A 21,863-nucleotide genomic window follows, 5' to 3' on the forward strand; every position below is an offset into this window, starting at 1 on the left:
GATGGTCACCGTGCGTATCACGAAGGTAACGTTTTGTAACAGCATCAGGCTATGCTGGACGCCAAGTTGTTGCCAGGCCTGAGGCCCGGCCCGTGCGCCAGCAACCCCGGCTGAATGGCGCCCGCCCCCGGGACCCGGGCGGCCCGAAGGCTGGGATAGCATCGCCGCGCTCGTGCCGTGGCGGTACGTGTGCGTCCACGGAGGCCTTGAAAATGCTGGATATCGTACTGGTCGAAGACGATGCCCGCCTGGGTACGATGGTCAGCGACTATCTGCAGCGGCATGGCTATCAGGTGGCCCACGAGCGCAGCGGTGAGCGTGCGGTGGCCCGGATCCTGGCCGACAAGCCCGCCCTGGTCCTGCTCGATGTCGGCCTGCCCGACCAGGATGGTTTCGAAGTGTGTCGGCAGATCCGCCCCCACTATGACGGCATCATCTGCGTGCTGACCGCCCGCACCGACAACATCGACCAGGTGCTGGGACTGGAACTGGGCGCCGATGATTACATCGGCAAGCCGATCGAACCACGGGTGCTGCTGGCCCGCCTGCGCGCCCACCTGCGCCGCCACCGCCGGGTCGAACCACGCGACGGCAGCCTCCGCTTCGGCGAGCTGAGCATCGACCCGTCCACCCGCAACGTGCACCTGCAGGGCGCGCTGCTGGAGCTCACCACTGCCGAGTTCGACCTGCTGTTCCTGCTGGCCAGCAATGCCGGCCAGATCCTGGACCGCGATGCGCTGCTGCGCGGCCTGCGCGGGATCGCCTTCGACGGCCTGGACCGTTCGATCGATGCACGCATCTCGCGCCTGCGCCGCAAGCTGGGCGACAACCCTGAACAACCGGAGCGGATCAAGACCGTGCGGGGCCGCGGCTACCTGTTCAGCCGCTCGGCATGGGGATGAAGCGCACGCCCTCGGCGATGCGCGGCCACGCCTTCCATTTCCTGCGCTACGGCATCGGCTTCCTGGTCGCCCACCTGCTGCTGATCGTGCTGGGCCTGTGGGCCTGGGATGCGCTGCTGGAAGACCGCACCGAAGCCGGACTGCTGGCCGAGATGCGCGGCACCCATGCCCTGCTGCAGCACCGCTTCGCCGAAACCCCGCGCGAGCAGTGGCCGACGCTGGCGCGCGAACTGGACGCCGACTTCGCCTATGCCCTGCGCATGGTGCCGTTGGCAGAGGCGATGAAGGCGCTGCCGGCCAGCCAGCGCCCCCCCTTCAGCAACGGCCGGGTGCAGATCGACCTGGAGCACATGCGCAGCCTGCAGCGGATCGGCGACAGCGACTACGCGGTGATGCTCGGGCCGTTGGACGAAGCGCTGCCTGACGAGGGCTGGCAGGACAGCGAAGTGTCAGGCGTGGCGATCCTGCTGCTGATCCTGATGGTGGCCGTGGCGCTGCCGATGTACGTGATGGTCTACCGCCTGTGGCGCGACGTCTCGCAGCTGGCCCAGGCCGCGCGGCAGATGCGCGACGGACAGCTGGACACGCGCGCCCCGCGCGCCGGCACTGCGCTGGTGCGGCCGCTGGCCAATGCCTTCAATCACATGGCCGAGCAGCTGCAGCAGTTGCTGGAAAGCCAGCGCGTGCTGGCCCAGGCAGTGGCGCACGAAGTCCGCACGCCGCTGGCGCGGATGCGTTTCGGCCTGGCCGACCTGGAGGACACCGCGCTGGACGAGATCCAGCGTGATGCCTTGGGCGGCCTGCGCACTGATGTCGATCGGCTGCAGCACCTCACCGATGCCGGCGTCGAGTACGCCGCGCTCGGCCGCTGCCATCAGCTGACCCGCCAGCGCCTGCAGCTGGCGGCACTGGTACGTGGCGTGGTGGCCCAGTTCGCACCGCTGCCGATGCCGGTACAGCAGATGCTGTCGCCGGCGGGCCTGGTCAACGTCAACCGGCACATGCTGGAACTGGCATTGCGCAATCTGCTCGGCAATGCCCTGCGCTATGCGCGGCGGCAGATCCGTATCGCCAGCACGGTCAACGACGGCTGGCTGTGCCTGCAGGTGGAGGACGATGGCCCCGGCATCGCACCCGAACTGCGCGGCCAGGTGCTGCAACCCTATGTGCGGCTGGATCCGGGTAGCCCCGGTTTCGGCCTCGGACTGGCGCTGGTGCAGGTGGTGGCCGACAAGCATGGCGGCCAGGTCGAAGTAACTGATTCGGAGCTGGGTGGTGCCTGCATCCGACTGCACCTGCCGTTGGAAAGCGGCGCTGCCGTGGAGTGCGATGCGGCCTGCTAGACCGCTGGTTCCGCACGCGGCAACGCAAACGCGAACAACGCGCCGCGCTCGCTGTCACGCAGTTCGATGCGACGGCCGTGCAACTGCACGATGCGCTGCACGATCAGCAGGCCCAACCCGCCGTTCTCTCCACGTCGCGCGCCCAGCGCGGCCGGTGCCTGGAACAGCTGCGTGCGCAGTGCAGGGGCAACACCAGGTCCATCATCGGCCACGCTCACCTCCACGCTGTCCGGCGTCGCGCGCAGGCACACCTCGATCCGCCCACCGTCGGGCGCATGCCGCAGCGCGTTGTCGAGCAGGTTGGTCAGCACCCGCTCGACCAGGCCCAGATCGGCGCGCACCAGCGGCAGGCCGGGCGGGAAGTCCGCGTGCAGGTACTGGTTGCGAGCCTGCGCCGCCAGCTCGAATTTCTGCAGCACGTCCTGCAGCAGCTCCGGCAATGCGAACACCTCCCACTCCAGGCGCACTTCGCCATGTTCCAGCCGCGCCAGCTCGAACAGCGCACGCGCAAGCCGGCCAACCTTGGCGCTCTGCGCCAGCGCGATACCGAGATAGCGGCGGCGCTCGTCCGGCGACAGCGTGGCGTCCTTCAGCGCCAGCGTTTCCAGATAGCCGTGCAGCGACGACAACGGCGTGCGCAGGTCGTGCGAGATGTTGGCGACCAGCTCGCGGCGCTGCAGGTCCTGCTGGCGCAGCTGCTGCCACTGCTCGCCCAACCGCTGCGCCATCTGCGCGTGTGCGTGTTCGAGGATCACCAGCTCGTCGCGCTCACCGGGACGCAGCGGCTCCGGCGGCGGCAACGGCGTGGGTGCGTCGATGTCGAAGGCCTGGATGCGCCGGGTCAGCCGCCGCAGCGGGCGCGTCACCCAGTAGAAGGCCACCAACCCGGCCAGCAGGCCCAGGCTGCCGACCAGCATCACCGACCACAGCGTGGTGTTCCACTGGCTGCCGGCGGCAAGGTCGTCGGACAGCATCTGACGGTGTTCGCCGACCAGCACCACGTACACATAACCGGCCTGGCGACCCTGCACGATCAGCGGCGCGGCACTGAACACCTTGCGGCCGTCCGTGCTGCGCGGGTCATCGCCCAGGATCGGCAACGGCGCACCGGCCAGCAGCCGGCGCAGCGGTGCCACGTCCACCCGGTTGCGCACCAGATGGCCTGTCGGCGCATCGTGGCCGAGGATGCGGCCCTGGTCGTCCAGCAGGTAGACCTCGACGCTGGGGTTGACCGCCATCAGCTGGCCGAACAGCGCGCGCACCGCGGCATCACGCATGCCGCTGGTGTCCATCAGTTCGCTGCGCTGGGCAATGTGCTCGGCCAGGCCCAGCGACAACCGCTGCACCACTTCCTGCTCGTGGCGGGTGTTGGCGCGCATCTGCAGCGCCAGCAATGCCATGCAGCACATCAGCATCAGCGCAGCGATCACCGCCGCCAGCTTCTGCCACAGGTTCGGCTTGATCATGCCGCCGCCCCGGCAGGATCGACCAGCTTGTAGCCACGGCCCCACACCGTCAGCAGCCGCCGTGGATTGGCCGGGTCCGGCTCGATCTTGCTGCGCAGGCGATTGATGTGGGTGTTGACCGTGTGCTCGTAGCCATCGTGCTGGTAGCCCCAGACCTGGTTGAGCAGTTCCATGCGCGCGAACACCTGGTCCGGATGACGGGCGAAGAACAGCAGCAGGTCAAACTCGCGCGGGGTCAGCTCCAGCGCATTGCCATCCACCGACGCGGTACGCGCGACCGGGTCCAGCTGCAGACCACCCAGCTCGATCGCGCCGGCATCGATGCGCGCGCTCTGCGCCATCGCCTCGGCCCGGCGCAGCAGCGCACGCACGCGGGCCACCAGTTCCGGCATCGAGAAGGGCTTCGCCAGGTAATCATCCGCACCCAGTTCCAGGCCGACGATGCGCTGCGTTTCGCTGCCACGCGCACTGATGATGATGATCGGCACATAGCGCGCCATCGCGCGTGCACGCTGGCACACCTGCAGGCCGTCCACGCCGGGCAGCATCACGTCCAGCACCAGCGCATCCCATGGCCCTTCCTGCTCCAGCAGGTGCAGGCCGGCATCGCCGCTGGCGGCATGGGCGACGTCGTAGCCCTCATCGCCCAGATGCATGCGCAGCAGGTCGGCGATGTGGGCATCGTCTTCAACGATCAGCACGCGTTTGGTGGACATCGGCAGCTCGGGGCCAGTGGGGAGGCTGGCTGCATTGTGGCGCGGGATGGACGCCGATACCTCACGAAAAATTGAATCCTGCGTGAGGATTCGTTGACCCGGGCGGGCGCAGCATGGCCCCGTCGCCCCTTCCCGGAGTCCGCCATGTCCCTTACCCGACGCCATCTGCTGGGCCTGGGCGGTGTTGCCACCGCCGCCGGCCTGCTCGGCCTGGGGGCCTGCAGCCGTGCCGCCCCGGCCGCCGCTGAAGCGCGCCCGTCGCGACAGTTCGAGGTCATGCGCAGCGATGCCGACTGGCGCCAGCGCCTGACCCCGGCGCAGTACGCAGTGCTGCGCCAGCAGGCGACCGAGCGCCCGTACAGCAGCCCGCTCAACAAGGAACACCGGCAGGGCACGTTTGCCTGCGCCGGCTGTGCGCTGCCGCTGTTCTCCTCCTCCACCAAGTTCGAGAGCGGCACCGGCTGGCCCAGCTTCTGGGCGCCGCTGCACAACGCCATCAGCGAAGACCGCGACGTCACCTTCGGCATGCTGCGGGTGGAGGTGCACTGCCGTCGCTGCGGTGGCCACCTCGGCCATGTGTTCAACGACGGGCCTCGCCCAACCGGACTTCGCTACTGCATGAACGGCGCGGCGATGGTGTTCGTTCCCGGTGCCGCTGAGGGCGGTACCGCCGATGGCTGGCGGGTGCCGGTCGGTTCTTCCCCTGCTTCCGGAGCCTGACGATGCTGCTGTTGCTGCTTGCCTACCTGGGGGGCGCGCTGACCCTGCTCAGTCCCTGCATCCTGCCGGTGCTGCCGTTCGTGTTCGCCCGTGCCGACCGCCCCTTCCTGCGCAGCACGCTGCCGCTGCTGCTGGGCATGGCACTCACCTTCACCGTGGTCGCCAGCCTGGCTGCGGTGGGCAGCCAATGGGTGGCACAGGCCAACCAGGTCGGACGCTGGATCGCCCTGCTGCTGATGGCGCTGTTCGCACTGGCATTGCTCTGGCCACGACTGGCCGACCATCTGCTGGCGCCGTTCCAGCGCGTGGGTGCCCGCTTGAGCGCGCGTGCCGATGCGGCCGACGCAGCGGGGCGTGGCGGTGCGTGGACCTCGCTGCTGATCGGCATCGCCACCGGCCTGCTGTGGGCACCCTGCGCCGGGCCGATCCTCGGCCTGGTGCTGACCGGTGCCGCGCTGCACGGGGCCAGCGCCGGCACCAGCACGCTGCTGCTGGCCTACGCGCTGGGCGCAATTACCGCACTGGCGCTGGCGGTATGGGTAGGTGGCCGCGTGTTCCGCGCGCTGCAGGCGCGGCTCGGCCTCGGCGATGTGCTGCGCAAGGTACTGGGCGTGGCCGCACTGCTAGCGGTGGTGGCGATCGGGCTGGGCTGGGATACCGGCCTGCTGACCCGCCTGTCCACGGTCAGCACCGCGCGCATCGAGCAGGGCCTGCTGGATGCCGTTCCCGGTGCGCAGCCGGCAGCACCGTCGATGATGATGGCGGGCCCCGATGCGAATGCCAATGCACCGCTGCCAGTGGAAGGCACCCTGCCCGCGCTGGATGGTGCCACCGGCTGGCTCAACAGCCCACCGCTGACGGCCCAGCAGTTGCGCGGCAAGGTGGTACTGGTCGATTTCTGGACGTACTCGTGCATCAACTGCCTGCGCGCGATGCCGTTCGTGCACGAATGGGAGCGCCGTTATCGCGACCACGGCCTGGTGGTGATCGGCGTGCACACCCCGGAGTTCGCCTTCGAGCGTGATCCGCGCAACGTCATGAAGGCGGTGCAGCAGCTGAAGGTTGAGTACCCGGTGGCGCTGGACAACCAGTACACGATCTGGCGCGCGTTCAACAACCGCTACTGGCCGGCGCAGTACTTCGTCGATGCGCAGGGCAACATCCGCGGCCACCAGTTCGGCGAGGGCAACTATGCGCGCTCGGAACAGGTGATCCGTCGCTTGCTGACCGAGGCCGGCCAGACGAACCTGCCACCGCCGGCCGATCCGGCCGCCGCCGATCTGAAGGGCGTGGCTGCGCAGGCCGACATGGGCAATCTGCGCTCGCCGGAAACCTATCTGGGCCACGCCCGTGCCGAGCAGTTCGCCTCGCCCGGTGGGCAGCGCAGCGACACCGCGTTCGACTACACGTTGCCGGCCAGCCTGGCGTTGAACCAGTGGGGCCTGTCCGGACGCTGGACCGTTACCGACGAGGCTGCGCAGCTGCAGAAGGCCGGTGGCCGCATCGCCTTCCAGTTCCATGCGCGCGACCTGCACCTGGTGCTGGCACCGGGCCAGGAAGGAAAGCCGGTGCGCTTCCGCGTCCTGCTGGATGGCAAGCCATTGCCCGCCACCGATGCCGGCACTGATGTCGGCGCCGATGGCAGCGGCGTGGTCGACGAGCACCGCCTCTACCAGCTGGTGCGCCAACGCGGCACGGTCAGCCCGCAGCGCTTCGAGATCGAATTCCTCGATGCGGGCGTGCAGGCCTATGCCTTCACCTTCGGTTGAGCCGGGAGGACACGATGAAATTCTCCTTTGAACAGGGCATTGCCGCTGGCGTTGCCGGACTGGTGGCCACGGCACTCATCGCCGGCGTGCTGCTCGTTGACCATGGCGCCATCGCGGCACCGGTCGAAGCCAGCGCGCAGACCGGCGCGCTGCCAGCACCCAGCGGCGATGCCGCGTTCCGCGATGACGCCACCCACGCCAGCGTGGTGTTTGCCGGCGGTTGCTTCTGGGGCGTGCAGGGCGTGTTCCAGCATGTCAAAGGCGTGAGCAATGCGGTGTCCGGCTACATCGGTGGCAGCGCTGCCAATGCCCGCTATGAGCGGGTCAGCAGCGGTCAGACCGGTCATGCCGAAGCGGTGAAGGTCGACTACGACCCACGCCAGGTCAGCTATGGGCAGTTGATGCAGGTGTTCTTCTCGGTGGTGCACGACCCGACCCAGCTCAACCGTCAGGGGCCCGACCACGGCAGCCAGTACCGGTCGGCGATCTTCACTGATGACGCCCGCCAGCAGGCAGCCAGCCGCGCCTACATCGCCCAGCTCGGCCAGGCCGGCAGCTACCGCGCACCGATCGTCACCCAGCTGGTCAGCGGCCAGCGCTTCTACCCGGCCGAGAGCTACCACCAGAACTACATGACCAACTACCCGCAGGCCGCCTACATCCGCTACTACGACGCGCCGAAGCTGGCCGCGCTGGGCAGGCAGTTCCCGGCGTTGTACCGGCGCGATGCAGCGCTGGTGCCGATGCGCTGACGGCATTTCCGTGGGGCCGGCTGGCGCTCGGTGACGCTCCTGCCAATGCGGTAACGCCCCGGGTAGTGCCGGCCGCTGGCCGGCTCCTGCGGTTCCAGGGAATGCCGGCCAGCGGCCGGCACTACCAAAAAAAGACGCACGGCCATCCAGCCGTGCGCTTGGAAAGTACCGGCCGTGCCCCGATCAGGCCCGGCCGACAACGACATGCTAGGCTCGCCGTCATCATGGGTACAGCACCAGATGGCGGGAAACTCGATGGATACAGATGATCAGAGCGCAATGATCCCCCCCCGCTACCAACGGCTGTCCGACGAACTGGCCGAGGCCATCCATGGCGGCCGGCTTCCGGTAGGCAGCCGCCTGCCCTCGCTGCGGCAGATGGCCCTGCAGCGCCGGCTCAGCCTGAACACGGTGATCGCCGCCTACCGCCAGCTGGAAGACGCTGGTCTGGTCATTCCGCGGCCCAAGGCCGGCTTCGAGGTCGCCCCGCGGCTGTCGGTGCCGGAACGTTCGCTGCGCGACACACCTTCTGCGCCCACCGCGCCGCTGCAGCAGGTACTGATGGCCCGCGTGCTGGAAGCACAGCGCCGCCCCGGCGTGATCGACCTGGCCTTTGCCGGCCCGCGCGGTCGCCAGTTCTACCCCGGCGCGCAGCTGGCCAAGCACACGGCGCAGGTACTGCGCCATGGCCAGCTGACCGTGGAGACCTACGCTCGCCCCAACGGCTCGCCACGGCTGCTGGCGCAGATCGTGCGCCGCGGCCCGCGCATGGGCCTGCATACCCACAGCGAACGCCTGCTGCTGACCCACGGTGCGATGGAAGGGCTGCAGCTGGCGCTACGCGCGGTCACCCAGCCCGGTGATGCGGTCGGCATCGAGGCGCCGTCCTACTTCAACCTCTACCCGTTGCTGGCCAACCTCGGCCTGCAGGCCATCGAACTGCCCACCCATCCGCAGCTCGGCCTGGATGTGGATGCGCTGGACGCGCTGCTGGAGCACACGCCGCTGGCCGCACTGGTGGTGATGCCGACCGTGCATAACCCGCTCGGCTGCACCATGCCGACCGCCGCCAAGCAACGCCTGGCCGAACTGGTCAACGCACGCCAGCTGCCGCTCATCGAAGATGCGGTGTATGCCGAACTGCAGTTCTGCGAACCGCCGGCACCGCTCCTGAAGGCCTTCGATCGCGATGGCTGGGTGATGGTGGTCGGCGGCTTTTCCAAGACGCTGGCGCCGGATTACCGCATCGGCTGGCTCGATGGCGGCCGCTTCGCCGAGCGCATCGCGCTGCTGAAATTCCAGTCCACCGGCGGCGAGCCGCAGCTGCTGGGCGACGCGGTGGCGGCCTATCTGGAGGCGGGCAGCTACGAGCACCACCTGCATCGCATGCGCCGCCTGTACCGCGAACAGGTCGGACGGCTGCGCCAGCTGGTGGCCGAACACTTCCCGGCCGGCACCCGCGCCACCGAACCGCAGGGTGGCTTCCTGCTGTGGCTGGAACTGCCGGGCGTGGACACGCGCGAGCTGTTCGAGCGTGCACTGCAGGAGGACATCGTGTTCATGCCCGGCCAGGTGTATTCACGCGGCGCGCGGTATCGCCATTGCCTGCGGCTATCGTGCTGCCAGACGCTGGATGCACGTTTCATCGGCGCGGTGGAGCGGTTGGGTACGATCGCGCGGGAGCTGGCGGCCGCAGCACGGTAGTGCCGGCCGCTGGCCGGCAACTGCACGCAGGTGGATACATCGAGGTTGCCGGCCAGCGGCCGGCACTACCCCAGGTCAATCGAGCAGATGCGTGCTCAGGATCTGGCCATCCGCTCCCGGCAGATGTGGCAGCCGCCCCCAGCACGGCATCGGCAGGCGCTGCTGCAGCGTTGCGATGTTCTCATCCTGGCGCTGCATCGCCGGGTCGATGTGGTTGCCGATCCAGCCCAGGCACTCCACGCCGCTGGCCTGCAACGACTGCGCGGTCAGACGCGCGTGGTTGACGCAGCCCAGCCGCATGCCCACCACCAGCAACACCGGCAACCGCAATGCGCGCACCAGGTCGAGCTGGTCGAGCGTGGCCGAGACTGGTGCCAGCCAACCGCCAACCCCCTCGACCACCACGACATCGGCCTGCGCGCGCAGCCGCTCGAACGCTGCCATGATCGGCGCCAGCTCCACCTGCACGCCGTCCTCGGCAGCGGCCAGCTCCGGTGCCAGCGGCTGGCGCAACGCATATGGGTTCAGATCGGCATAGTCCGGTACCGGCCAGCTGGCCGCCCGCAGCGCCAATGCGTCTTCGTTGCGCAGGCCCTGGCCCAGGTCTTCGCTGCCGCTGGCCACCGGCTTCATGCCCACCGCGCGCAGGCCGCGCCGGCGCAGTGCGTGCAGCAGCGCGGTGCTGGCCGCGGTCTTGCCGATCTCGGTATCGGTGCCGGTGACGAACAGGGCGGGCGGCAGCGTGGCGGGCAACGGCATCGACGGGCTCCAACAGGGCAACAGTGTGTGCATTATCGCTGGCCCGGCACGCTTGCTAGACTGCTGGCATGTTCGCCAATGCCTCGCTCACCGGCAGCAAGCCGGAACAATACGCCCAGCTGCTGGAACAGGCCCGTGGCCTGGTCTACGCCGAGTCCGACCGCATCGCCAACGCGGCCAACCTCTCGGCCCTGGTCTACCACGCCCTGCCCGACCTGAACTGGGTGGGCTTCTACCTGTACGACGGCAAGGAACTGGTGGTTGGCCCGTTCCAGGGCCTGCCGGCCTGCGTGCGCATCCCGCTGGACAAGGGCGTGTGCGGTGCCGCCGCCAGCCAGCGCGTGACCCAGCGCGTAGAGGACGTCGACGCCTTCCCCGGCCACATCGCCTGCGATTCGGCCTCGCGCTCGGAACTGGTGGTGCCGCTGCTGCGCGGCGATGAACTGATCGGCGTGTTCGACATCGACAGCCCGAAGGTCGGCCGCTTCGATGCCGACGACCAGGCTGGCCTGGAAGCCATCGCCCGCGTGTTCGTCGAGGCGCTGGGATGAGCGCACCGAAGCTGCGCAACATCGGCCCGAAAAGTGCGGCGTGGCTGCGCCAGGTCGGCCTGCGCAGCCGCGACGACCTGGTCGCGATCGGAGCCGTCGGCGCCTTCGTCAAGGTCAAGCGCGCCGGCTTCAAGCCCAGCCTGAACCTGCTGTACTCGCTGGAAGGCGCGTTGCTGGACTGCCATTGGCAGGAGCTGAGCGAGCCACAGCGTGAAGCACTGGTGCAGGATTACGAAGCACGCATTGCTGCGCATCCGCTGAAGGCAGCCGGCCCGGCGTCGGGCCCGGTGCATGAGCAGCGCTTCGATGCCGACGATGACGCTGAGGACAGCGTGGCCGAGGGCGCGGACGAGGATTGAGGCCTCCGCGTTCCTGGGGATGCCGGCCAGCGGCCGGCACTACCAGTGTGATGCGGGGATCGGTAGCGCCGGGCCATGCCCGGCGAGTGCGCTCAGGGCTGCTGCAGCTCCAGCAGCTCACCCACCAGCCCGATCTCGCCGCGCTCCAGCCACACCCGCAGGCGCGTGCCGTGGTCGATACGCAGCGCCCAGCACAGCGACATGGGCAGGCCGCAGACCTGCGACAGCACCATGCGCAACGGGCCGCCATGGCTGACCACCAGCGTCGGCACCGGATCGTCATCATCGAGCAGGCGATCCAGCGCGCGCGCGATGCGCCGCTCGAAGTGGCCCCAGCTCTCGCCATTGGGCGGCGGGAACGCGTGCGGGTCGGCATGGAAGGCCGCCAGTGCATCCTCCGGCAGGTCGAACAGCGACCGCCCGTCCCAATCGCCGAAGTCCAGTTCTTCCCATTCCTCGTCCGCTTCCACGTCCAGTCCGCGCGGGGTGGCCAGGGCCATTGCCGTGTGCAGCGAACGCAGCCGCGGCGAACTGATCACCCGCTCCCAGCATTGCCCGGCATAGGCCTCGACCAGTTCCTGTGGCAGGCCGGCCAGCTGCGGTGGGTCGCTGCGGCCATCAAGGAACTCATCACGGCCATTGCCGGCATGGCGGACCAGGTCGAGGATCATGCGCGCGTCCCGGACGGGCGACGCAGGTACAGCGGAAAACGGGCGGACATCGGCAACGGCACCACGGGATCGAGCAACCATTCTAAAGGCACAGCAAAGGCAGTCGCGCAGGCGCGACGCAACGGGACGGCCTGCGATGCCGTAGACTGCGCGCACTTCCAGGTGACCTGCGGCCATGGCCGGCAGGTTGAAACGGGAAGCCGGTGACGCGTGATTCCACGCCAGGCCGGCGCTGCCCCCGCAACGGTAAGCACGTCAGTTCCAGGCAACACCGCCACTGTGCCGCAGGCATGGGAAGGCGCCTGGACGGTGGCCTCGCGCCACCCGGCGGCAAGCCCGGAGACCGGCCCGGAAGCCTCAGGTCGCGATGCGGTGGGCATGGCGCTGGATGACCGTGGCGTGCGCTGCGGCATCGGCGCACGCCTGCCTTCGCGGCTCCTCCCCTTCGCCACGCGGGCGTGCGTGGCACCCGGAGTCCCCCATGAAGCTGCAGTCCCGAATGCTGTCCCTGGCCGTGCTGGCCGCCCTGCCCGCGCTGGCCCAGGCCGCCAATGACACCACCGCGCTCGACCAGATCCTGGTCACTGCCACCCGCACCCCGATCGCCCTGCAGGACAGCATCGCGCCGGCGCAGGTGATCGACCGCGCCCAGATCGAATCCAGCCAGGCCACTTCGCTGCAGGAACTGCTGCGCGGTCGCGCCGGCATCAACCTGGCCAATGCCGGCGGCCTCGGCAAGCAGAGCTCGCTGTTCCTGCGCGGTACCAATTCCGGCCACACCGTAGTGCTGGTGGACGGCGTGCGCATCAACAGCGCCGACCTCGGCCTGGCCATGTACCAGGACCTGCCGCTGGCGCAGATCGAGCGCGTGGAAATCGTGCGCGGCCCGCAGTCGAGCCTGTACGGCGCCGACGCCATCGGTGGCGTGATCCAGATCTTCACCCGCCGCAACCAGGGCGATTTCGCCCCGCACTTCCAGCTTGGCGGTGGCAGCAACGGCCTGCGTGAAGCCAGCGGTGGCATTGGCGGCGGTACCGAACGCGGCTGGTTCGGTGCGGATATCGCCTACCAGCATTCCGATGGCATCGATGCCTGCCGCGGCTCGGCCACGCTGTTCACCGGCTGTTTCGCCGACGAGCCCGATCGCGACGGCTACCGCAACCTGTCCAAGAGCCTGCGCGGTGGCTACACCTTCAACGAGCAGTGGAACGTGGAAGGCAGCGCCCTGCGCGCCGACGGCAAGAACCACTACGACGGCTACTACAACTATTCGGAAACCCGCCAGCAGGTGCTGGCCGGCAAGGTGCGCTACACCCCGTCCGAGCGCTTGGCATTCACCGCCAACGTCGGCCGCAGTGACAACGAGTCGGACAACTTCGGCGACTTCGGTGCACGTGGCAGCGCACAGACCCACCGCGACAGCGCCTCCCTGCAGGGCGATTTCGGCGTGGCCGAGGGCCAGCTGCTGAGCGCAGGCGTGGACTGGAGCGAAGACAACCTGGATGGCAGCAGCGCGGGTTACCTGGTCGACAGCCGCCGCAACACCGGCGTATTCGTGCAGTACCAGGGCCGCTTCGGCCGCCACCAGCTGCAGGCCAGCGCACGCAACGACGACAACCAGCAGTTCGGCAACCACGCTACCGGCAGCGTTGGCTGGGCCATGGAGCTGGGCCACGGCCTGCGCCTCAACGCCAGCTATGGCACGGCGTTCAAGGCACCGACCTTCAGCGATCTGTACGACCCGTGGAGCGGCGTGCCGACGTTGAAGCCGGAGAAGTCCAAGAGTGCCAACCTCGGCGTTTCGCAGCAGGGCCAGGGCTGGCACTGGGGCCTAGATGTGTATGAAACCCGCATCGATGATCTGATCACCTACGATGCGGCGACCTTCAAGATGCAGCAGGTGGAGAAGGCACGCATCCGCGGTGCCGAACTGACCGGCGGCGTGCTGCTGGCCGGCTTCGACATCAACGCGCAGCTGAGCTACACCGACCCGCGCAACCGCACCGGCGGCAGCACCCAGTTCGACAACTGGCTGCCACGCCGCGCGCAGCAGACCGCGCGCCTGGACATCGACCGTCGCTTCGGCGATTTCCGCGCAGGCCTGACCGTGCAGGGTGCCGGCAAGCGCTACGACGATGCCGCCAACACGGTGAAGGTGGGAGGCTACGGCACGCTGGACCTGCGCGCCGAGTACGCACTGACGCCATCGTGGTCGCTGCTGGCACGTGCCGCCAACGTCTTCGACCGTCGCTACGAAACGGTGGCATGGTTCAACCAGCCCGGCCGCGAGTACCAGTTGAGCGTGCGTTACCAGCCGAAGTGAGCGCAACGTTCATGGTAGTGCCGGCCACTGGCCGGCAACATCATGACCTTCGGCAACGCATTCCGGGTTGCCGGCCAGCGGCCGGCACTACCCCTCTGCTTCAGCCCCGCAACCCCGGCAGTTCACGCAGGTCGTCGATCACCGCCACCGCATGCGCGGTGGCCAGGTCCAGGCCGCGCGGATAGCCGTAGCGCACTAGCGCGATCGGCATGCCGGCCTCTTCGGCGGCGCGGTAGTCGGTCAACGAATCACCCACCATCAGGCAGGACTCCACCGGCAGCCCGAAGTGCGCGGCGATGTGCCGCAGTGGCTCGCCACTGGGCTTGCGCTGCGGCAGCGAATCCCCCCCCAGTACCAGCGCGAATGCATCACCGATACCCAGGTGCTGCAGCAGCGGCGGCACCAGTGCTTCGGGCTTGTTGGTGCAGATCGCCAGCGGCACGTTGCGCGCACGCAGTTGCGCCAGCGCTTCGCCCACGCCGTCGAACAGTCGCGGGCTGCGCAGCAGGCACTCACGGTAGTGCACCATGAACACCGGCATCACCTCGGCCAGGTCCACCTCGCGGCCGGCGGCCTGCACCGCCTGCTCGACCAGACGACGCACACCGTCACCGATCCAGCCCAGCACGGTGGCTTCCGGCACGCGCGCCACGCCGATGTCTTCCAGCGTGCGGTTCAGCGCTTCGGCAATATCGGCAGCGCTGTCGACCAGCGTGCCATCGAGGTCGAACACGACCAGCGGATACGGATACGGCAAGGGACTGCACCTGCATGACGTGGGGCCGTCCATTGTACGCCGCAGTATTTTGGGCAGGCCTGCCTCAACCGATCCGGCGCGCGCGCGTGGCCAGGAACGTGGGCAGGTAACGGTCGATCAGGAAGCGCGGCTGCGGCTGCCAGTCTTCCATGAAGCGATCGATGACGAAGCCGGCATCGAGCTGGCCACCGATCAGTTCGGTCAGGCTGTGGCCGAAGGTCAGCGCATCGCCCCGCGCCAGTTTCGCCTCGCGCTCGGCCGGTGGCAGGTCTTCCAGATCCGAATAGGGAATGGCGTACTGCGGTCGGATCAGGCCCTGTGCATCCAGCTGCGGATCGCGTGCACCGACGAACAGCACCGGGTTGTAGAAGCTGGCCATCAGCATGCCATCACGCGCCAGCACGCGGCGGCATTCGGTCCACACCGGCCGGACGTCAGGCACGTACAGGTTGGAGATCGGGTGGAACACCACATCGAAGCTGTCGTTGGCGAAGGCGTGCAGATCGCGCATGTCGCCCTGCACCGTGCGCAGTTGCAGGCCATCACGCGCCGCCACCTGACGATCCTGCTCGAGCTGGCCATCGGACAGATCGAACACGGTCACCTCCGCCCCGGCCGCCGCCAGCACCGGGGCCTGCTGGCCACCGCCCGAGGCCAGGCAGAGGATGCGGCGGCCGCGCACATCCCCCAGCCAGTCCAGCGGCAGCGCGCGCGGGGTCAGGTGCACCTGCCAGCGGCCATCGCGCGCGGCGGCAATCGTTGAGCTTTCCACCGGGCGCGACCATTCGCGCACTTCGCTGGCCTGGCGGTCCCAGGCAGCACGGTTGTGGTCGATCAAGGCCTGTCCGTGGTTCATGTGTTCTCCTTGCCCGGTGGGCGCCAATCCAGATCCTGGAAGGCCGGGCTGGCGAAACACTCGGCCAGGAAGTCCAGGAATCGCCGCATGATAGCGGGCTGCTGGCGCCGTGATGCGTACACGGCATGAATGCCGAGTTCGTCCAGACTGAACTCGGGCAACAACTCGATCAGCTCGCCACTGCGCAGCAGTGGCGCCACCTGGTAGGTCGGCAGCATCGCGATGCCGGCGCCCGCACGCACCGCTTCCAGCAACAGCGACGCTTCGTTGGCGCTGATGTTGCCGCCCACAGCCACCGACAGCGAACGGCCATCGCGGTGCAGCTGCCACAGGCTCTTGCCCACGTAGTGATGGGTCAGGCAGTTGTGCCCGGCCAGGTGTTCCGGGGCGGTAGGCGTACCGCGCGCGTGCAGGTACGACGGCGTCGCGCACAGCACCGAGCGGCAGGTGGCCAGCCGTCGTGCGATCAGGCTGGGATCGATCTGGCGGGCGATGCGCACGGCAAGGTCCACCCGCTCTTCCACCAGGTTCACCATGCGGTCGACCAGCAGCAGTTCGATGCGCGCCGCCGGATGGCGTGCGACGAAACCGGCCACCGCACGCGCCAGGTGGCTCTGCCCGAACGACACGCTGGCGGTCACCCGCAGCGTGCCATGCGGTTCGGGATCGTCGCTGGCCAGCTCGCCCTGCAGTTCCTCGCCGATGGCCAGCATCTGCCGGAAGCGCGCCAGCGCCGCCTCGCCGGGGCCGGTCAGGCTGACCCGGCGCGTGGTCCGGTGCAGCAGGCGCGCGCCCAGCCAAGCCTCGACCTCGGCCAGGTAGCGGGTAACCATCGCCCGCGACATGTCCAGCACCTCGGCGGCGGCGGTGAGGCTGCCGCGCTCGGCCACCTCGACGAATACAGTCATGGCGGTCAATCGGTCCATATGCTCGATCCATGCAACAAACAAGCGCGTTATACGCTGTTTTTCGAGCGACTGCAGCGGCCTAGAGTGGCCCCATTCCCACCCCACACCGCCCCACGGAGTCCTGCCATGAAGATCGCCCTCGTTGGTTCCACCGGCAACATCGGCCGCCAGATCGCCCGCCACGCGCTGGCCAACGGCCACGAACTCACCGTCATCGTACGCAGCGCGCAGGATCTTCCGGCCGAACTGGCCGGTGCCCATCCGGTGATCGCCTCGCTGGATGACCAGGATGCCCTGGTCGCCGCCATCGCCGGCCACGACGTGCTGGCCAGCGCCTATGGCCCGCGTCCGGGCGATGACATCGGCCGCGTCGGCGAAGTGGCCGCGCAGCTGGCCGCCGCCGCGCGCAAGGCCGGTGTACCGCGCCTGGTGGTGGTCGGTGGCGCCGGCAGCCTGGAAGTCGCGCCGGGCGTGCAGCTGGTCGATACCCCCAACTTCCCGGAGGCCTACAAGCCGTACGCGCTGGCCCATCGTGAAGCCTTCAATCGCCTGCAGGCGGTGGACGACCTGGACTGGACCTTCTTCTCGCCGGCCGCCGAAATCGGCCCGGGCGAAGAGCGCGGCCAGTACCGCGTGCAGCCCAAGGCCTTCCTCGCTGATGCCAGCGGCCACAGCCGCATCAGCTACGCCGACTACGGCGCCGCGTTCGTCGCCGAGCTGGAAGCGCAGCAGTACCCGAAGCAGATCATAACCGCGGCGTACTGATCGACGCGCGTGCCCTGTAGAGCCGAAGGCAACGGCAGGAGCCGTTGCCAACGTCACTTGCGACGGCCCGCAGGGGCCCGGGCAAGGACGCCCGGCATAGCCCACGTTCGGCTCCCCATTCGACACAAGGAATTTCCAATGCGCACCGCTGCCCTGCTGCTTCCCCTCGCCCTGGCCGCCAGCTTCACCAGTGCGCCGCTGCTGGCCGCACCGGCCACCGCGGCGCCCGCGGCAGCGACAAGATCCCAGCTGCACCTGCAGGCCTTCCATCCCGGTCCGCAGGCGATGTTCTCGGTGTCCTCGGTGCTGATCGAAGGCCGCCGCGATGCGATCCTGGTCAACGCGCAGTTCGGCGCCAGCGATGCGCGCAAGCTGGTCGAGCTGATCCGCGCCAGCGGCAAGCAGCTGACAACGATCTACATCAGCCACGGTGATCCGGACTACTACTTCGGCCTGGCTACCCTGCAGGACGCGTTCCCGCAGGCACGCATCGTCGCCACTGCGCAGACCGTTGCCCACATCCAGCAGACCCAGGCCGGCAAGCTGGCCTACTGGGGGCCGAAGATGGGTGCCGACGTGCCGTCGCGCATCGTGGTGCCGCAGGTGCTGGATGGCGATGCCCTGCAGCTGGAAGGCCAGCGCCTGCCGCTGATCGGCGTGGATGGCCCGACCCCGGACCGCACAGTGCTGTGGGTGCCGTCGCTGCGCGCGATCGTCGGCGGCATTCCGGTGGTGGTCGGTGAACACGTGTGGATGGCCGACACGCAGACGCCGAAGTCGCATGCCGACTGGCTGCAGACCCTGCAGCGGTTGCAGGCGCTGAAGCCGAAGGTGGTGGTGCCGGGGCATTACGCGCCGGGTGCCGCACTGGATGCCAGTGCGCTGGTGTTCACGGCGGACTACATCCGCGCGTTCGATGCCGAGACGGCCAAGGCCAAGGACAGTGCGGCGCTGGTGAAGGCGATGCAGGCGCGCTATCCGAAGCTGGCGGGCGTGGCGTCGCTGGAACTGAGTGCGAAGGTGGCCAAGGGCGAGATGCAGTGGCCATGAGGTAGGGAGTTTTCTTTTGCAGGGCTGCGCCCTGCACCTGCTCAATGCAACGGCAACAGCTGGCTATCCGTGGGATGGCGGGGTGGGTCCGGTTGCGGGGGACGCTGCAAGTACGTCCATGTAAGCTCGATCGCGGCTTGCTCGTGTGCGCTGTCCTGCGCACACGGCAAGACCGGGGTTGGGCGTCCTGCCCAACCCGCCCGAGGCATGCCTCGGGCCCATGCGGCTCACGCCCCCGCAACCGGACCCACCCCGCCTTCGACAGTTTCCTGCTGCTGATGGAACCTGCTGCTGTTGGTGGGTGCCGACCGTTGGTCGGCACGGGGTCGGATCCCGTTGCTGCGCAACGGGCTCTGACCCCACTGTTTGATGATTAGGTATCTGTGGGATTGATCATGTCGTGCTCGAACAATTCCCCCTGCACCACCGGCTCCTTTTCGCGGAAGCCACCCAGCCCGACGCCGACCAGGCGGTAGCGCGTCTCGGCCGGCAGATCGACCCTCGCGCGCAGCGACAGGGCGATGTCACGCAGTTCTTCCATCGATTCCGGCGGGCGCTCCGGGGTGAAGCTGCGGGTGAGGATGCGGAACTGCGCGGTCTTCAGTTTCAGCACCACGGTGTGGCCGATGCGCTCGGTCTTGCGCGTGGCGTTCCAGGTCTTCCCTGCCAGCTGCACGATCGCCTCGGTCAGGTCTTCCAGCAGCAGGTCTTCGGCGAAGGTGTCCTCCGAGGAGATCGACTGCACCTGCTGGTCCGGTTCCACCGGCCGCTCGTCGATGCCACGTGCGCGGTTGTACAGGCTGCGGCCGAAGCTGCCGAATGCCTCTTCCAGATCGATCAAGGCCCACTGCCGCAGGTCGCCGCAGGTGACGATGCCGCGCGCGGCCAGCTTGCCTTCCATGACCTTGCCGACACCGGGCACGCGGTTCACCGGCAGCGGCGCCAGGAACGCATCCACGCGCTGCGGCGGAATCACGAACTGGCCGTCGGGCTTGCGCCAGTCCGAGGCGATCTTGGCCAGGAACTTGTTCGGCGCGATCCCGGCTGAAGCAGTCAGGTTCGTTTCCTCGCGGATCTGCGCGCGGATGGTGCGGGCGATGTCGGTGGCCAGTTCAATGCCACTCTTCGGCTCGGTCACGTCCAGATAGGCCTCGTCCAGCGACAGCGGCTCGACCAGGTCGGTATGGCGCAGGAAGATCGCGCGTACCTGCTGTGACACCGCCTTGTAACGCGCGAAGTCCGGCGGCACGAAGATCGCGTCCGGGCACAGGCGCTCGGCACGCACGGCGGGCATCGCCGAACGCACGCCGAACACGCGCGCCTCGTAGGACGCCGCACACACCACCGAGCGGGCGCCACGCCATGCCACGACCACCGGCTTGCCGCGCAGTGACGGATCGTCGCGCTGCTCCACCGACGCGTAGAACGCGTCCATGTCAACGTGGATGATCTTGCGCAGTCGGGTCATGTCAGGTGGGAAAGGCGGGGCCGGGCCGGGTGGGCCACACGCCGAAGTATGGTCGTTGCACATCAACAGGATGCGCGTATTCCCTTGAAAACACTACGGTTGCGTACGGTTGAAATGTTTGATCGGCGCAGTTTCCACGGGCATTCTCGGGCGCTTGTTTCCCTGTTCTTCGCTTCCAGGATTGTGCTTCATGACCCGTCTCCACGCGTTCAACCGCGAACAGCTGCTGGCCAGCGCACGCGGTGAACTGTTCGGCACCGCTGCCGGCCGTCTGCCCAACGACCCGATGCTGATGTTCGACCGCATCACCGACATCCGCGAGGACGGCGGACCGCATGGCAAAGGCATGGTACGCGCCGAACTGGATATCCGCCCGGACCTGTGGTTCTTCGGCTGCCATTTCATCGGCGACCCGGTGATGCCCGGCTGCCTGGGCCTGGACGCCATGTGGCAGCTGACCGGCTTCTTCCTGACCTGGCTGGGCGCCCCCGGCAAGGGCCGCGCGCTGGGCTGTGGCGAAGTGAAGTTCACCGGCCAGGTGCTGCCGGAAGCCAAGCTCGTGCGTTACGAGATCGACATCAGCCGCGTCATCAACCGCAAGCTGGTGATGGCCCAGTCGGACGCCCGCATGTACGTGGATGACCGCGAAATCTACAGCGCGCGCGACCTGCGCGTCGGCCTGTTCACCGAAACCGGGAGCTTCTGATGCGTCGCGTCGTCATCACCGGCATGGGCATCACGTCCTGCCTCGGCAATGATCTGGATACCGTTTCGGCCGCGCTGCGCGAAGGGCGCTCGGGCATCACCGCCCTGGCCGACCACGCCGAAGCGGGCCTGCGCAGCCAGGTCGGCGGTCGTGTCGACCTCGATCTGGAGGCACTGATCGACCGCAAGCAGAAGCGCTTCATGAGCGATGCGGCAGCCTTCGCCTATCTGGCCATGCGCGATGCCATCGCCGATGCCGGGCTCAGCGCCGAGCAGGTCAGCAGCCTGCGCACCGGCCTGATCGCCGGTTCCGGTGGCGGCTCCAGCGAATGGCAGATCGGCGCGGTCGACCTGCTGCGCGAACGTGGCGTGCGCAAGGTCGGCCCGTACATGGTGCCGCGCACGATGTGCTCGACGGTCTCGGCCTGCCTGGCCACGGCCTACCAGATCAAGGGCGTCAGCTATTCGCTGTCGGCCGCCTGCGCGACCTCGGCGCACTGCATCGGCGCGGCCGCGGACATGATCCGCCATGGCGCGCAGGACATCATGTTCGCCGGTGGCGGTGAAGACCTGCACTGGTCGATGAGCGTGATGTTCGATGCGATGGGCGCGCTGTCGACCAGCTTCAACGAAACCCCGGCCAGCGCCTCGCGTCCGTACGACAAGGACCGCGACGGCTTCGTCATCGCCGGTGGTGGCGGCATGCTGGTGCTGGAGGACTACGACCACGCCGTTGCGCGCGGCGCGCACATCCACGCCGAACTGATCGGCTATGGCGTGACCTCCGACGGCGCCGACATGGTCGCTCCGTCCGGCGAAGGCGCGGTGCGCTGCATGAAGATGGCGCTGCAGGGCGTCGATCGCCCGCTGGACTACCTCAACACCCACGGCACCTCCACGCCGCTGGGCGACGTCACCGAGCTCAATGCGATCCGCGAAGTGTTCGGCGATGCGGTGCCGCCGCTGTCCTCGACCAAGGCGCTGTCCGGCCATTCGCTCGGTGCGGCGAGCGTGCACGAGGCGATCTACTGCCTGCTGATGATGCGCGATGGCTTCGTTGCCGGTTCGGCCAACATCGGCGAGCTGGACCCGAAGGTGGAGAGCTTCCCGATCCTGCGCGAAAGCCGCGAGCAGAAGCTGGATACGGTGATGTCCAACAGCTTCGGCTTCGGTGGCACCAACGCCGCGCTGGTGTTCGGGCGGGTGTGAGGGGCAGGTGTGCCGACCAACGGTCGGCACCCACCAGGGCAGTAAAGAGTGCCAACCAAGGTTGGCACCCACCAACGCAGTAAAGAGTGCCGACCAACGGTCGGCACCTA

21 protein-coding genes and 1 riboswitch are annotated in these 21,863 nt (G+C 68.3%); of the genes, 13 read left to right on the top strand and 8 right to left on the bottom strand.

The genetic code is table 11. From position 1 onward, the window contains the following. Window positions 1-212 precede the first annotated feature (212 nt). Together AC5P6S_RS15265 and AC5P6S_RS15270 are read left to right on the top strand one after the other, a co-directional pair. Window positions 213-902, top strand: a complete 690-nt coding sequence (locus AC5P6S_RS15265; RefSeq protein ID WP_005407950.1) for a winged helix-turn-helix domain-containing protein — start codon at window positions 213-215, stop codon at window positions 900-902. Beyond that, a complete protein-coding gene (locus AC5P6S_RS15270; protein ID WP_049417428.1) occupies window positions 899-2,245 on the top strand; it encodes an ATP-binding protein in 1,347 nt (448 codons plus the stop codon). Before AC5P6S_RS15265 ends, AC5P6S_RS15270 begins: the two co-directional genes overlap by 4 nt. On the opposite strand, the gene AC5P6S_RS15275 is transcribed toward AC5P6S_RS15270, so the two are convergent. Then, window positions 2,242-3,711, bottom strand: a complete 1,470-nt coding sequence (locus AC5P6S_RS15275; protein ID WP_005412149.1) for a sensor histidine kinase — start codon at window positions 3,709-3,711, stop codon at window positions 2,242-2,244. The two genes, AC5P6S_RS15270 and AC5P6S_RS15275, sit on opposite strands and share 4 nt — an antisense overlap. After that, on the bottom strand, window positions 3,708-4,427 hold the full coding sequence (locus AC5P6S_RS15280; RefSeq protein ID WP_065184084.1) for a response regulator transcription factor: 720 nt from the start codon (window positions 4,425-4,427) through the stop codon (window positions 3,708-3,710). Before AC5P6S_RS15280 ends, AC5P6S_RS15275 begins: the two co-directional genes overlap by 4 nt. Window positions 4,428-4,571: 144 nt before the next feature. On the opposite strand from AC5P6S_RS15280, the gene msrB reads away from it, so the two are divergent. The 4 genes from msrB (at window position 4,572) to AC5P6S_RS15300 (ending at window position 9,372) form a co-directional block, all read left to right on the top strand. Next, on the top strand, window positions 4,572-5,147 hold the full coding sequence (msrB, locus tag AC5P6S_RS15285) for a peptide-methionine (R)-S-oxide reductase MsrB (RefSeq protein ID WP_049448900.1): 576 nt from the start codon (window positions 4,572-4,574) through the stop codon (window positions 5,145-5,147). A gap of 2 nt (window positions 5,148-5,149) precedes the next feature. After that, window positions 5,150-6,916 (top strand): cytochrome c biogenesis protein DipZ, encoded by a 1,767-nt coding sequence (locus tag AC5P6S_RS15290; protein ID WP_065184085.1) that lies wholly within the window; start codon window positions 5,150-5,152, stop codon window positions 6,914-6,916. A 14-nt stretch (window positions 6,917-6,930) separates the two neighbouring features. Then, window positions 6,931-7,668, top strand: coding sequence for a peptide-methionine (S)-S-oxide reductase MsrA (gene msrA / locus AC5P6S_RS15295; protein ID WP_065184086.1), 738 nt, complete (start codon window positions 6,931-6,933; stop codon window positions 7,666-7,668). 255 nt (window positions 7,669-7,923) lie between these two features. Continuing rightward, window positions 7,924-9,372 carry an aminotransferase-like domain-containing protein gene (locus AC5P6S_RS15300; protein WP_065184087.1) on the top strand — a complete coding sequence of 483 codons (1,449 nt, stop codon included), beginning with the start codon at window positions 7,924-7,926 and terminating at the stop codon, window positions 9,370-9,372. 75 nt (window positions 9,373-9,447) lie between these two features. On the opposite strand, the gene bioD is transcribed toward AC5P6S_RS15300, so the two are convergent. Then, window positions 9,448-10,131 carry a dethiobiotin synthase gene (gene bioD / locus AC5P6S_RS15305; RefSeq protein ID WP_065184088.1) on the bottom strand — a complete coding sequence of 228 codons (684 nt, stop codon included), beginning with the start codon at window positions 10,129-10,131 and terminating at the stop codon, window positions 9,448-9,450. 68 nt (window positions 10,132-10,199) lie between these two features. Here bioD and AC5P6S_RS15310 point away from each other — a divergent pair, with 68 nt between their 5' ends. Together AC5P6S_RS15310 and AC5P6S_RS15315 are read left to right on the top strand one after the other, a co-directional pair. Next, a complete protein-coding gene (locus tag AC5P6S_RS15310) occupies window positions 10,200-10,682 on the top strand; it encodes a GAF domain-containing protein (protein WP_005407940.1) in 483 nt (160 codons plus the stop codon). Then, window positions 10,679-11,041 (top strand): TfoX/Sxy family protein, encoded by a 363-nt coding sequence (locus AC5P6S_RS15315; RefSeq protein WP_005407939.1) that lies wholly within the window; start codon window positions 10,679-10,681, stop codon window positions 11,039-11,041. The genes AC5P6S_RS15310 and AC5P6S_RS15315 overlap by 4 nt, the downstream gene beginning before the upstream one ends. A 92-nt stretch (window positions 11,042-11,133) precedes the next feature. Here the strand turns inward: AC5P6S_RS15315 and AC5P6S_RS15320 are convergent, their stop codons facing one another. Beyond that, window positions 11,134-11,712 carry a histidine phosphatase family protein gene (locus AC5P6S_RS15320; protein ID WP_065184089.1) on the bottom strand — a complete coding sequence of 193 codons (579 nt, stop codon included), beginning with the start codon at window positions 11,710-11,712 and terminating at the stop codon, window positions 11,134-11,136. Window positions 11,713-11,855: 143 nt separating this feature from the next. Further along, a riboswitch (cobalamin riboswitch) is annotated at window positions 11,856-12,078 on the top strand. 115 nt (window positions 12,079-12,193) lie between these two features. On the opposite strand from AC5P6S_RS15320, the gene btuB reads away from it, so the two are divergent. Continuing rightward, entirely contained in the window at window positions 12,194-14,035 is a 1,842-nt protein-coding gene (gene btuB / locus AC5P6S_RS15325; protein ID WP_065184090.1) for a TonB-dependent vitamin B12 receptor, read from the top strand. Window positions 14,036-14,135: 100 nt separating this feature from the next. On the opposite strand, the gene gph is transcribed toward btuB, so the two are convergent. The 3 genes from gph to AC5P6S_RS15340 all read right to left on the bottom strand — a co-directional run bounded on the left by gph (window position 14,136) and on the right by AC5P6S_RS15340 (window position 16,574). Further along, window positions 14,136-14,792: a phosphoglycolate phosphatase gene (gph, locus tag AC5P6S_RS15330; RefSeq protein ID WP_065184091.1), complete on the bottom strand. Its 657-nt coding sequence runs from the start codon at window positions 14,790-14,792 to the stop codon at window positions 14,136-14,138. 64 nt (window positions 14,793-14,856) lie between these two features. Then, window positions 14,857-15,648, bottom strand: a complete 792-nt coding sequence (locus AC5P6S_RS15335) for a class I SAM-dependent methyltransferase (RefSeq protein ID WP_005412139.1) — start codon at window positions 15,646-15,648, stop codon at window positions 14,857-14,859. Further along, window positions 15,645-16,574: a LysR family transcriptional regulator gene (locus tag AC5P6S_RS15340; RefSeq protein ID WP_099596141.1), complete on the bottom strand. Its 930-nt coding sequence runs from the start codon at window positions 16,572-16,574 to the stop codon at window positions 15,645-15,647. The genes AC5P6S_RS15335 and AC5P6S_RS15340 overlap by 4 nt, the downstream gene beginning before the upstream one ends. A 108-nt stretch (window positions 16,575-16,682) precedes the next feature. Between AC5P6S_RS15340 and AC5P6S_RS15345 the strand changes: the two genes are divergently transcribed. Both AC5P6S_RS15345 and AC5P6S_RS15350 read left to right on the top strand, forming a co-directional pair. Further along, on the top strand, window positions 16,683-17,321 hold the full coding sequence (locus AC5P6S_RS15345; protein WP_012479034.1) for an NAD(P)-dependent oxidoreductase: 639 nt from the start codon (window positions 16,683-16,685) through the stop codon (window positions 17,319-17,321). Window positions 17,322-17,459: 138 nt separating this feature from the next. Next, window positions 17,460-18,371 (top strand): MBL fold metallo-hydrolase, encoded by a 912-nt coding sequence (locus AC5P6S_RS15350; RefSeq protein WP_099596142.1) that lies wholly within the window; start codon window positions 17,460-17,462, stop codon window positions 18,369-18,371. 373 nt (window positions 18,372-18,744) lie between these two features. On the opposite strand, the gene dinB is transcribed toward AC5P6S_RS15350, so the two are convergent. Then, window positions 18,745-19,839 carry a DNA polymerase IV gene (gene dinB / locus AC5P6S_RS15355; RefSeq protein WP_088428694.1) on the bottom strand — a complete coding sequence of 365 codons (1,095 nt, stop codon included), beginning with the start codon at window positions 19,837-19,839 and terminating at the stop codon, window positions 18,745-18,747. 190 nt (window positions 19,840-20,029) lie between these two features. Between dinB and fabA the strand changes: the two genes are divergently transcribed. Both fabA and fabB read left to right on the top strand, forming a co-directional pair. After that, a complete protein-coding gene (gene fabA / locus AC5P6S_RS15360) occupies window positions 20,030-20,545 on the top strand; it encodes a 3-hydroxyacyl-[acyl-carrier-protein] dehydratase FabA (protein WP_005407930.1) in 516 nt (171 codons plus the stop codon). After that, on the top strand, window positions 20,545-21,753 hold the full coding sequence (fabB, locus tag AC5P6S_RS15365; RefSeq protein WP_012479031.1) for a beta-ketoacyl-ACP synthase I: 1,209 nt from the start codon (window positions 20,545-20,547) through the stop codon (window positions 21,751-21,753). The genes fabA and fabB overlap by 1 nt, the downstream gene beginning before the upstream one ends. Window positions 21,754-21,863: the final 110 nt, after the last annotated feature.

This window comes from Stenotrophomonas sp. YJH_SMC_119, from assembly GCF_059368315.1.